Here is a 10,923-nt window from a genome sequence, read left to right as displayed (position 1 = left end):
GCTCCCCAAAGCGGCGGCAAGCCGCCGCACTCCATAGGCGCTTGTGCTTTCATCATTCGGGATGGCGCGCTCCGAGCCCATGACGGTTCCGGTTAGCCTCACCATGAAGAAATCTCTCTAGCCCCCGGCCAGGCGACCGTGTTCACGAACCAACGCCGCGAAACCTGCTCCAATATGGGTATGAAAAACCGTTACTCTGAGTTGTCGCGCCGCCGCCTGCTGGCAGGACTGTCACTTGCCCTGCCGGCGTTGTGGTTGGGCGGTTGTCGGAGCGAGCCGGCCGGCGCGCAAGACAAGCGCCCCTCCGAACCGCTGGATCTGAGCGACCGGCAATGGCGCGAGATCCTTACCCCGGAGCAGTACCGCGTACTGCGCCGCGACGGCACCGAACCGGCCTTCTCCAGCCCGCTGGACAAGGAATGGCGCGACGGCACCTACGTGTGCGCCGGCTGCAACCTGGCGCTGTTCGCCAGCGCTCACAAATATGATTCCGGCACCGGCTGGCCGAGTTTCTGGCAGCCGATCAATGACGAGCACGTCGGCACCCAGCGTGATTTCAAGCTGATCATTCCGCGCACCGAGTATCACTGCGCGCGTTGCGGTGGGCACCAGGGCCATGTCTTCAACGACGGGCCCGATCCGACCGGCCAGCGCTGGTGCAACAACGGCGTGGCGCTGAACTTCGTCCCCGAGGGCGAGCCCCTGCCGGAGCTTCGCGAGGCCCAGGCCGTTGCTTAAACTCGGGCACTTCCTGTCTTGACACTGGGGTCCACTTTAAGAGCCGGTGGTGGCGCTTGTCCCCGCCACGGTGATTTTCTACTCTGAGGCGGAGATGGACATAGCGGCGACTCAAGTGAGCGAATTGCACCGAATCACGATCGATCCAGACGTCTGCGGCGGGCGCCCATGCGTGCGGGGTCTGCGCATCCGCGTCAAGGATGTCCCGGATCTTCTGGCTCGAGGAGCGCCGGAGACCCTGAACACCGCGGCCCGCGCGCGACCGCTTCGGGAATAACGGGGATCATCAGCGGCGCGCGGCATAGCGAACGCGACACGCCGGGGACGACTTCGCGGGGGCGTCGGGCGATTTTGGAAGCTATAAGAAAGAGATAATGCACGGCATCCGCGGCTGCGTCGCGAATGCCCGGGGCCGGCAACGCCGGCCCTGCCGAATGGCTCTGGAGGAAGGCATGTTCGAACATATCCTGGTCGCAGTGGATTTCTCTCCGGCGTGGCAGCGGCTGCAGGCGCAGCCGGAACGACTACGGTCACTGGGGTGCAACCGGCTGACTCTGGTCCATGTACCAGGGGGCGCGCGGGACGAACAGGAAGCAGAGAAGGCCGGGGGAGCCGCGAAGCGGCTGGAGGAGGCCGCGGCGACACTGCAGGGGAAGGGCTTCGAGTTGGACACGGTAGTCGGAACCGGGCCGGTGGTCGAAGAACTCGTACGCGTGGCGCAAGAACGCGGCGCCGGCGTGATTCTGGCCGGGGCCCACGGTCACCGCACCCTGGATGACCTGCTGCTGGGGAGTACGGTGCAGGAACTGTTGCGCGGGGCTGACCGTCCGGTGCTGCTGGCACCGACCGACCCCTCGGTGGAACTGCCGGCGGTGCCGGTCTCGCGGCTACTGCTGGCGACCGATGGTTCGCCGGCCGCGGGTGCCGCCGAGGCTGCCTTCCTGGAACTGCTTCGGCACTGTGAGAGCGCGATGGTGGTGTCGGTCGGCGGCTGGGTGGACCAGCGCGAGTATGCCGAGGAACGCCAGGCGATCGAGGACCATGTATCGGCGTTGGCGGAACGTACCGGAAAGCATGACTTCGATGCGGAACTGCTGGGCCACGGCCGGCCCTCGGCAGAGATCGCGCGAGTGGCGCAGGAACGCGACGTGGATCTGGTGATTCTCGGGCGGCGCGGCCACAACGTGTTGGCGGAGCGGCTACTGGGCAGCACCGCGGAGGCCGTCTGCCAGCAGGCGCGGCGCCTGACGCTGGTGGTGCCCGGCAACGGCTGACCACGGTCGGTCCGGATGCTGCGCCTGAAGGCCGGTACCCGCCTTCTTGGACTTCCAGCGCGTGTACCAGAACCAGCACTAGCGCCGCGCATGCCGTCGCTCCTGTCCGGAATCCCTCCCTGAACATGGCTCAGCACGTCGGCGGATTCCACTCAGAATGACGAGGAACCAGAAAAAATCACTGTCCGTCACGCACCAACCGGACCCGGAACGGGTGGCTCTTGCTGAGCCAGAGGTCGGAGCCATTGTGGAAGTTGACGCCCCACGCGAGGTCCGCACGTTCAGCAGACGGCGAGGACGACCAGAAACTGGGCGAAGGCGTGTCCGGGAATACCTGCTGGTTGATGGCAGGTCCTGTTCTGCAGCGCTCGACAATAGTGCGCAACTCACTGATGCTGGGCAGCCGCCACCCGGATACGGCGTCCGCGTGTCGCAACGCGGCCTGCCAGATCCAGGTGTTGGCGCTGCCCGTGCAACCGGTGCCGGTCCACGACATGCCCTCGGCGCAGCGCCGCCACTCCAGCCCGGTGGGTTCGTGGCGCACCACCTCGCCCCCTTCCAGGGCTGTGAAATCGGCAGACGGGGTGGTTTCCACAAGATTGGATACGCACTCGTTGGCGGCTGGAGGGATGTCGGCGATGGCGCTGGTGGAAAGCAAAACGGCGCAGGTCGAAAGGATCCATCGGACGCTGGTCAGGGTGGACTTCATGATTACGCTCCTCGGGTATCGGGCCACAATGGGGGCTTGTTGTTGGATGGCTGAACTCGTGGAAACTGGCCGTGGACTCGCCCTCAAACTCGAGGACGTGCCAGCTGCGCGCGTCGCCGTCGATCTTACCCTCGATGCGGTCGGAGCTCCCGACGATAAGGGGCACGACCAGCAGTGTAGCCTCCCTGAGGCGCGGAGGTGTCAGGTCTGGGGTTTTGCCTGCCCGAAGCCACTGGGGAGCCCGGTGCCCCGGCTTTAGGCAGCGTGTTGCCGGCGGCATCAGTCCAGCGTGGAAAGGTCTACACGCAGCGCCGCGCGACGCTCCTCTGCCGTCTGCGGGTGCGCATCCTGCAGGCGGCCACGCAGGTGGTTGGCGAGGAAGTCCTCGAGCGCGGCCATCACCGCCAGGCGATTGGTCTCGTCGACCAGTCCGTGGCCCTCGTCCGGGGCGAGGTAGTACTTCACGTCGTGACCGGCTTCCATGAGAACGCGCACGATCTGATCGGACTCGGCCTGGATCACTCGCGGGTCGTTGGCGCCATGGACGACCATCAGCGGCGCTCGGATGCGGTTGGCCGAGAACAGGGGTGACTGCGCCTTCAGCCGCTCTCGGTCCTCCGGATCCTCGGGGTCGCCGACGCGCCGGTGCCAGCGCGCGATGCCCGGGCGCCAGTAGGCGGGAAAGGACTCGACCAGGCTGATGATGTTCGAGGGGCCAACCACCGATACGCCGGCCGCGTAGAGCTCGGGCGTGAAAGCGAGGCCCGCGAGGGTCGCGAAGCCGCCATACGACGCCCCGTAGATACCAACCCGCTCGGGGTCGGCAATGCCTTCGTCAATCAGATGCTTCACGCCATCGGTGATGTCGTGCTGCATGACCCCCGTGCCCCAGCCGCGGTTACCGGCGTTGAGGAATTCCTTGCCGTAGCCCGACGAGCCGCGGAAATTCGGTTGCAGCACCGCGTAGCCGCGGTTGGCGAGAAACTGCACCGTGCCGCGGTATCCCCAGGTGTCGCGCACCCACGGACCGCCGTGGGGGTGCACGACGACTGGCAGGTTGCGGGGCTCTTGGCCGGGCGGCAGGGTCAGATAACCCGGAATCTCGGTGCCGTCGCGGGCGGTGTAGCGGATCGGCTGCATGTGCGCCAGGTGCTCGCTCGGCAGCTCAGGACGCATGCGATAGAGTTCGCTCAGCGCCATGTCCTCGGCTTCGTAAAGGTACACCGTGCCGGGGTCCGTATCGCGGGACAGCGCGACGGTCCAACGCGTCTCGTCGCGGGTCGTGGAGGTGATATCGAGGTTGCCTTCCGGCAGTGCCTCCTGCAGCCGGCCGAGGTGGGCCGCGAATTCCTCGTCGTGGGGATAGATGCGCTGACGATCGCCGAGATAGACCGTGGCGAGCAGGCGGTCGTCCTGTTCCGAGAAGATCGCACGGCTCAGGTCCACTTCCTGCTCGGGATCCTGGTGCACCCGTTGTTCCTCTCCGCTGTTGGGGTCCAGCAGCACGAGCTCGATGCGGTCGCGCTGGCCGGCATTGGTGCTGAGATAGATCCGCTTTCCGTCGGGATGAAAGCGCATGAGCCTGCACGATTCCTCGAAGGTGCATTGGTAGACCACGTCGCCGAGCTCGCCGTCGTCGTTCACGCGCAGGATCTCGGTGCTCCCGTCATCCGTGGTGCGCGAGGCCTTGCGCAAGCGGCCTTCATCGAAGGTCCCGTGCCGGATGCCGGCGTCGTTCCGTACCACCAGCTCCCGCTCTGCGGCAGCGATATGCACGCGATAGATATCGTGAAGCGACGGATCGCGATCGTTGAGCCCCACGTAAAGAACGTCGGGCTCGCCGCGGGGCAGGTGATACACGATGGCCCGCGCGCCTTCCGCACCTGCCAGCAGGCGCGAGGGCGGTACATCTGAATCGGCATGTCCTTCGGCGAACGGGTCAACGGCCCTGATCTCGTAGTTCTCATTGCCGTCGCGATCCTGGGTGTAGAGCAGAAAACGCCCGTCGCGACTCCAGTAGTGGCGACTCACGGAGCGGTCGTAGGCAGTCACCGGACGGGCCTGATCGAAGGGTTCGTCAACGCCCTTGACCCATAGGTTCATCGCCCCCGCATGGGCGCTGCGGAAGGCGACTGCCTCCCCATCGGGGGAGATGCGGGCGGCGCTGTACTGCGGATCCTTGAAGAAGAGTTCGATGTCGAGCAGGGGCGGCACTTCCCGATCGGCGCGCTCGGCGGACGCCGGGGTCGCGACTGCGGCAACCATCAGGAGGGCGAGGGTCAGGACCGGCTTGCGCATGTCAACCTCCGGTGTCTTGCTCGTGCGTGGGGACAACCGCATACCCGAGTATGGACCTCCTACGGCCAGCGGAGTTGCAGATCGGGTCCGGTCAGCAGCCTTGAGGTCATCGTGAGAAACCCGATCAGCCCAATCGCCCGCGCTCGGACGGCGCTCGGCAGAGCGGGGCATCGACCCGTCCGGCTTCAGGGCTTTCTCATCCCAGTGGGCGAGGATGTTCTCGACGACGTCGGGATCCCCGATATAGACGATGATTCGCACCGCCCCGCCGCCGGTCGGGCAGATCTCGCTATCGATGCCGAGGTGCGTCCTTCATTCGATCCCCTCGTCCAACCAGAGCCGGAGGACGGAAACGATCAACGGGTTTCTTGGTAGCGGCCCGCTGCGGGTTGCCGGACAGGTCGTTGCCGCTTGCACGGCACGAAACTCTCCCTCTTCCTGCTACAAAATCCAACTTCATTACCCTCTGACAGGACGATATAGACATCCCGATCACCTTTCCGTGGTCAGAAAAGGCTTGATCCGACCATTGACTGCGCCTTCGGTGGAGTGTAAACCCTGGCGTAGGCGGTTGGTTTTTCGATCCTTTTGCTAGACTCTCGGTAGAGCATCGCGAAGGTGCCTCGCAAACGCCCGCCCCGGAGCTGCCCCATGCCCTTGCCTGCACACAAGACCAAGATCGTCGCCACCATCGGGCCGGCCTCGGAACAACCCGAGACACTGCGGGCCCTGATCGAGGCCGGACTGGGGATCGCCCGGCTCAACTTTTCCCACGGCAACGCGGACTACCACGCAGCACTGATCGGGCGTATCCGGGAGGCCGCGGCTGCATGCGATCGCCGGGTGGCGATCATGGGTGACCTGCCAGGTCCGAAGATGCGCATCGGCGAACTGGCCGAGGAGCCGGTCGAACTGGTTCGGGACGAGCACATCACGCTGACCACCGAGGAATGCGTCGGTACCGTCGAGCGCGTATCGGTCAGCTTTGCCGGTCTGCCCGCCGCGGTGAAGCGCGGCGATGCACTGTTCCTGAACGACGGCTACATACAGCTCGAGGTGACGGACGTCGACGGCAACGACGTGGTCTGCCGGGTGCATACCGGTGGCGAACTGCGCTCGCGCAAAGGGCTGAACCTGCCCGGTATCGACCTCGGGATCAGTGCCTTTACCGACAACGACCGTGAGTGGCTGGGTTTTGCCGCCGAACATGGCGTTGACGCGGTGAGCCAGTCCTTCGTGGTCAACGCCCAGGACATCGAGGAAGTTCGGTCTGCCGCTGCGGCCCTCGGCTACGCGCCCTTCGTCATCGCCAAGATCGAGCGCGCCGCGGCGCTCGACAACCTCGACGCGATCCTCGAGGTTGCGGATGGCATCATGGTCGCGCGGGGCGACCTCGGCGTGGAGATCCCGATCGAGACCATCGCCGTGGCACAACGCCGGATCACGGAGCGTGCCCTTCGCGCCGGGAAACCGGTCATTACGGCGACACAAATGCTGGAGTCCATGGTCACCTCACGGCGACCGACCCGTGCCGAAGCCACTGACGTTGCCAACGCGATCCTCGGGGGTACCGATTGCGTAATGCTCTCCGCCGAATCTGCCATGGGTCAGTTTCCGGTGGAATCGGTCGCAATGCTGGCCGGCATTGCGACCGCCATCGAGCCTGAACAGGACGACCGGGCGTTCGCCGAGATCCAGGGCGTCTACGGGGATGTCAGGAGTGACGGCCACCCGCCGCGTCCGCTCGATCTGATCGCGCGCTGCGTGTATCACACCGTGCACCAGGCGCCCCCCCGGGCCGTAGTGGTTCCGACGCGCAGTGGCGCGAGCGCGCGCAACGTCGCCCGTTTTCGGCTGCCGCGCTGGGTCGTTGCGCTCAGTCCCGATCCGGCGACCGCCCAGACCCTGCAATTCAATTACGGGGTATACCCTGTGAACGTGGATAGCGACCGCGCCGACTGGACAGGATACGTGCGCGACCAGCTCGCGGTCCTGCACATGGACTCGGGAATGGTGCTGCTGACCCAGGGGCCCTCTGCCGAAAATCCCCGGGGCAACCACCGGCTCGAGATCATCGAGCTTGACCCGAAGTCGTTGTGAGGATCACGCCGGACCGCACCCGATCCAGACCGCGCCCGGTGCCGCGCGTCATGCGCGAAGGACGTTGATGTCAGCGGGTGCAGTATCGATCCCGACATCGTGATTCGTTGCTGGGACGCCCGGGGGTACGCTGGGCCAGCATGGAGAGTCTGCGCATGTGATCCCGTGCCGGAAGCCGGTCCGAGCCCTGCGGGACGCGACTCATCTCAAGTTGCGGATCGCGTCGCGTGGAACCTTGAAACGCACCGACTTTGGCGGGCGGGGCTTTTAGAGATGCCAGCCGATCGTCATGGCCAGCCAGCCGAGCAGGCGCCGTGTGAGGGGCCGGGTTTCCCATGTTTCCAGATCGTAGGTCTTCGCCCGTTCCAGGTCGCGCTCGTACTGTGCTGTCAGGGTTTCCGCCAGATCACGATTCATGATGATCACGTTGGTTTCGTCATTGAGCCGGAAGGAGCGGTTGTCGAGATTAGACGAACCGATGGATACCCAGTAATCATCAACAACATAGAGTTTGGCGTGATACTTTGACGGCTGGTACTCGTGGATGCGCACACCGGCCTCCAGAAGGCCGCCCCAGCGATTCCTGGAAGCCTCTCTAAAGGCGGCACTGTAGTGTTCGTCGTCCGGAAGCAGGATATCCACACTGACGCCACGGTCACGGGCGTCCAGTAGCGCGTCCATGATCATGTCATCAGGATAGAAATATGGCGTGGCCAGGAGAATGCTGTCGCGAGACCCGGCGATGGCCAGAAGCAACATCAGCCGTATCCGATGCGTGCCTTCTCGCGGTGAGCTGTTGACCACCTTGGCCCCAAGCTCACCCCGCGCTTCCAGCGTCGGAAAGTACTCCGTTGCGTGCAGCAGGCGATTCCTTGCATTGAGCCAGTTGAGCATGAAGGCATTTTGCAGGTGTGCCACCACCGGGCCTTCGAAGCGATAATGATTGTCGCGATAGCCGCCGCTGTCGGGGTTGCCCTTCCAGGGGTCGGCCACGTTGGCACCGCCAGTGAATCCGATCATGCCGTCGACGATCAGCAGCTTGCGATGGGTACGGTGATTGAAGCGCGACAACTGGTACCAGGAAGGCCGCCGCCAGCGCACGACTTCCACACCGGCTTCCTCCATCCTGCGAAATTTTTCGCCGCTGGCGGGCACCGAGCCGACAAAATCGAAGATCGCGTGGACGGCAACTCCTCGCTGCGCAGCATTGGCGAGCGCCTCGGCGAAGGCGCCGCCGATTTCCTCACCCCAGTACTCGTAAGTCTCGAAGGTGATGCTGTGGGTTGCCTGGCCGATCGCTTCCAGCTTGGCCGCATAGATTTCTTCACCATTCTCGAAGACATCGATCCGGTTTCCCGGTGTGGCCGCACTGTCGAGGACCACCGACTGCAAGTGACGGAATTCCTCGGTCCCGACGGCCGGTACCAGGGACAACGGTTCTGCAACCCGCATCGGTACGGGAACGGCGTTGAAATAGACAAAGAATGACACTGCGGTGGCCAGCACGCTCCCCCCGGCAACCGCGACCAACCAGATTCTGGATCGGAACATCATTCATCACCTCTGGCCCAATGGTCTGCACTGGGCACATTCGGGCATTGCTCAACCCAGAATACCGCATGGCCCGCTAGCTCCAGCTCCATTACGCGGGCTTCTGCTTGGCGACGATCATCCGGGCCCCTTCCACCGCGTTGGGGAGCGGATGATGCTCGCGCTCGCCGAGTTCGAGCGCTTCCACGCTACCGTCGGAATGCACCGCGCGAATGCCCTCCAGACGATCGACCCGCAACAGCCCGTCCTCTGGAAAGGCGTGCCCGAAGCTGATGCGGAAGGACTCGCTCTCCTCCTCCATGTGCACCTTGATCCATGGATAGTGCGCCAACGCCGGGGCTCCCGCCACGAGCACCGCGAAATACAGAAGCACGCCCAACGCGACCGTGGTGTGCATGCGGCGAGCCCGGCGAATCGGCTGGGCTTCGTTGCGAGGACCGGAGTTGCAGCGATGGACAGGAGCGCCAACGATGCTGCGCATGGAAACTCCTCATTTCCTCGATGACCGGTGTGGTGCTGCCGTGTCAGAACCGGTAAATGGCTTGCACCACCTGCTCGATGAAATCATCAATGTCGTTCTGGAAAACCGCGGCGCGGATGTGCAGCTGATCGCCCCTGACCCCCGACTACAGAAATCGGCTCAATTTCCGTATCGAGCCTGCCTCGATCTTGCTCCATGATCGGCAACATCGAGCAGCATTCCTGAGGGTCAGCAACGCCAAGGGGATCGATCCTTCGCGGCTGGCAACCCGGTTTTCCATCACGCGTGCCGAGTCAACGCTGGGCCCGGACAAAACCGAAAATGTCGGTTATGCCGAGCGCATCGGTAATCACCAACACGATGAAGACCGCCGCAATGACCCCTAGCGCGCTCCCGCCCGCCGGCAGTTCTTCCAGGCGTGCATTGAGCGCCAATACCTCCGCATCGCTCAGGCGGTCCACCCGCTTCTGCGCGTCGGCGGGATTAACGCCCATGCGGGTCAAAGCGTCCCGAACCTCGTCCGATTGGAGACGCTGAACGAGTTCGGTGCGCTCAAACTGGGCGCTCGAGGCGGCGACCAGAGTTTGGGTATCGATCATTCCCGCCAGCAAGGGCGTGGCTGGAAGCGCCGTAAGCAACAGGGCCAAGAGAAGGATCGCGGCCCTCGAGTAGAACGTTTTTGCTTTCATCGTTGTTACCCTCATCACCGCTAGGGAAGCGCTGAATCAAGCCATCCTGGCTTTCTCAGCGCGCGCTGCGCTGCAAATGCGATTTGCAGCTTGGTTCAGAATCAACCACCTGTGGTGGTCGATTCTGGCGGCACTTCCGTGTGCCGCAGGGAAACGCCGATAAATCAGCGTTTTCCCTAGAGGATGCCGTCACGACCGTGCTCGAGTTCCGGCGCCTCTTCCAGCAACTGCCGGTCCAACCCGGTCCTGACGATGTAGGCATCCGGGTTTTCGGGATCACGCTGGACCTCGATCGCCTCCCAACTCAAGCCCACATCCCGTTCGCCGATGCCCAGGAATCCGCCCACACCGACAACGATGCCAACGATCTCGCCATCCAGGTTCACGATCATGTCGTCAACCGTACCAATGACTTCTTCCCCCTCGGGCGTGGCAGGCTGAGCGGGAGCATCGGCTTCCTCCTCGTGTACCGCGGTGACCTGGCCGTGCACCGGGCTGCCGAGCAGATTACCGACCAGCACGTGTTCAACATCCAGCGAAGTGAGGAATTCAACTTCCTCCATTTCTTCCGCCTGCTGCGCTATCGCCATCGTCGGAACCAACAACGCACTCATTGCCAATGCCTTCCAGTAGTTCATCTGGGTCTCCTTTTGGTCTTGGATTGTGGTGGTCTGCTCCCGGAAACGAGCCAACGACGTCCGTTCGCATTCTTGTTTTGATTCGAACACTAGAGGGTCTCCCTGACGAAAAAAAGCCGTAAGGACACCTAGGTAACCCCCCCCTATGGAGCCCCAGGCACGCGCAATCCCATGCACTGCCAGCCAACGGGCGGCCCTTGTGGAGCAGCTTCAGCGACGGGCAGTCAGGACGAGTAAACGCCCTTTCGCAGCGGGTCAAAGGTGCTTGCCCCCTCACAACCTGACCGCTGGACAGGCCCGGCAGGGCTTGGCTATAGTTCCCGCACCCTCAGGGGAGTAGTCGCTCCGGCCATCCGCGCCGGAGGCACGTGTCAACATACTTGGCCGCAAGGCCGTGGCGTGTGCAGCCCGACCTGAAGGCGCCGCGGCGCGTCTTCGTCGAACG

At 63.9% G+C, this 10,923-nt stretch carries 10 protein-coding genes and 1 pseudogene; 5 read left to right on the top strand and 6 right to left on the bottom strand.

Features of this window, described 5'->3' with window-relative positions; all coding sequences use genetic code 11:
* The first annotated feature begins 180 nt into the window (after positions 1-180).
* The 3 genes and pseudogenes from msrB (at position 181) to EA346_RS01360 (ending at position 2,012) form a co-directional block, all read left to right on the top strand.
* Positions 181-738: a peptide-methionine (R)-S-oxide reductase MsrB gene (gene msrB, locus EA346_RS01370; RefSeq protein WP_296754694.1), complete on the top strand. Its 558-nt coding sequence runs from the start codon at positions 181-183 to the stop codon at positions 736-738.
* A 94-nt stretch (positions 739-832) separates the two neighbouring features.
* Positions 833-964 (top strand): annotated as a pseudogene (locus EA346_RS01365) (DUF433 domain-containing protein); the annotation flags it as partial.
* Between the two features lie 226 nt (positions 965-1,190).
* On the top strand, positions 1,191-2,012 hold the full coding sequence (locus EA346_RS01360; protein WP_296754690.1) for a universal stress protein: 822 nt from the start codon (positions 1,191-1,193) through the stop codon (positions 2,010-2,012).
* Between the two features lie 178 nt (positions 2,013-2,190).
* Here the strand turns inward: EA346_RS01360 and EA346_RS01355 are convergent, their stop codons facing one another.
* On the bottom strand, positions 2,191-2,721 hold the full coding sequence (locus EA346_RS01355; protein WP_296754688.1) for a DUF1566 domain-containing protein: 531 nt from the start codon (positions 2,719-2,721) through the stop codon (positions 2,191-2,193).
* Positions 2,722-3,000: 279 nt separating this feature from the next.
* Entirely contained in the window at positions 3,001-4,986 is a 1,986-nt protein-coding gene (locus tag EA346_RS01350; RefSeq protein ID WP_296754697.1) for a S9 family peptidase, read from the bottom strand.
* Between the two features lie 684 nt (positions 4,987-5,670).
* Between EA346_RS01350 and pyk the strand changes: the two genes are divergently transcribed.
* Positions 5,671-7,119 (top strand): pyruvate kinase, encoded by a 1,449-nt coding sequence (gene pyk, locus EA346_RS01345; protein WP_296754686.1) that lies wholly within the window; start codon positions 5,671-5,673, stop codon positions 7,117-7,119.
* Between the two features lie 267 nt (positions 7,120-7,386).
* On the opposite strand, the gene EA346_RS01340 is transcribed toward pyk, so the two are convergent.
* Complete coding sequence (locus EA346_RS01340; RefSeq protein WP_296754684.1) at positions 7,387-8,625, bottom strand: phospholipase D-like domain-containing protein; 1,239 nt, start codon at positions 8,623-8,625, stop codon at positions 7,387-7,389.
* 136 nt (positions 8,626-8,761) lie between these two features.
* Positions 8,762-9,151, bottom strand: coding sequence for a hypothetical protein (locus EA346_RS01335; RefSeq protein WP_296754682.1), 390 nt, complete (start codon positions 9,149-9,151; stop codon positions 8,762-8,764).
* On the opposite strand from EA346_RS01335, the gene EA346_RS01330 reads away from it, so the two are divergent.
* Positions 9,141-9,350, top strand: a complete 210-nt coding sequence (locus tag EA346_RS01330) for a hypothetical protein (RefSeq protein WP_296754681.1) — start codon at positions 9,141-9,143, stop codon at positions 9,348-9,350. The two genes, EA346_RS01335 and EA346_RS01330, sit on opposite strands and share 11 nt — an antisense overlap.
* A 94-nt stretch (positions 9,351-9,444) precedes the next feature.
* On the opposite strand, the gene EA346_RS01325 is transcribed toward EA346_RS01330, so the two are convergent.
* Positions 9,445-9,840: a DUF6627 family protein gene (locus tag EA346_RS01325; protein WP_296754678.1), complete on the bottom strand. Its 396-nt coding sequence runs from the start codon at positions 9,838-9,840 to the stop codon at positions 9,445-9,447.
* A 176-nt stretch (positions 9,841-10,016) separates the two neighbouring features.
* On the bottom strand, positions 10,017-10,478 hold the full coding sequence (locus EA346_RS01320) for a PRC-barrel domain-containing protein (RefSeq protein WP_296754676.1): 462 nt from the start codon (positions 10,476-10,478) through the stop codon (positions 10,017-10,019).
* Between the last annotated feature and the right edge of the window lie 445 nt (positions 10,479-10,923).

This window comes from Thioalkalivibrio sp. (genome assembly GCF_007692535.1).
In the GTDB taxonomy this organism is placed as follows: Bacteria; Pseudomonadota; Gammaproteobacteria; order Ectothiorhodospirales; family Ectothiorhodospiraceae; genus Thioalkalivibrio.
This window is presented reverse-complemented; position numbering and strand designations above follow the sequence as displayed.

What these genes read in the sequence shown, in the direction of transcription:
- EA346_RS01320 (WP_296754676.1), bottom strand. Translation starts at nt 10,478, where the DNA reads ATGAACTACTGGAAGGCATTGGCAATGAGTGCGTTGTTGGTTCCGACG.
- EA346_RS01325 (WP_296754678.1), bottom strand. Translation starts at nt 9,840, where the DNA reads ATGAAAGCAAAAACGTTCTACTCGAGGGCCGCGATCCTTCTCTTGGCC.
- EA346_RS01335 (WP_296754682.1), bottom strand. Translation starts at nt 9,151, where the DNA reads ATGCGCAGCATCGTTGGCGCTCCTGTCCATCGCTGCAACTCCGGTCCT.
- EA346_RS01355 (WP_296754688.1), bottom strand. Translation starts at nt 2,721, where the DNA reads ATGAAGTCCACCCTGACCAGCGTCCGATGGATCCTTTCGACCTGCGCC.
- EA346_RS01360 (WP_296754690.1), top strand. Translation starts at nt 1,191, where the DNA reads ATGTTCGAACATATCCTGGTCGCAGTGGATTTCTCTCCGGCGTGGCAG.
- EA346_RS01330 (WP_296754681.1), top strand. Translation starts at nt 9,141, where the DNA reads ATGCTGCGCATGGAAACTCCTCATTTCCTCGATGACCGGTGTGGTGCT.
- msrB (WP_296754694.1), top strand. Translation starts at nt 181, where the DNA reads ATGAAAAACCGTTACTCTGAGTTGTCGCGCCGCCGCCTGCTGGCAGGA.
- EA346_RS01350 (WP_296754697.1), bottom strand. Translation starts at nt 4,986, where the DNA reads ATGGTTGCCGCAGTCGCGACCCCGGCGTCCGCCGAGCGCGCCGATCGG.
- pyk (WP_296754686.1), top strand. Translation starts at nt 5,671, where the DNA reads ATGCCCTTGCCTGCACACAAGACCAAGATCGTCGCCACCATCGGGCCG.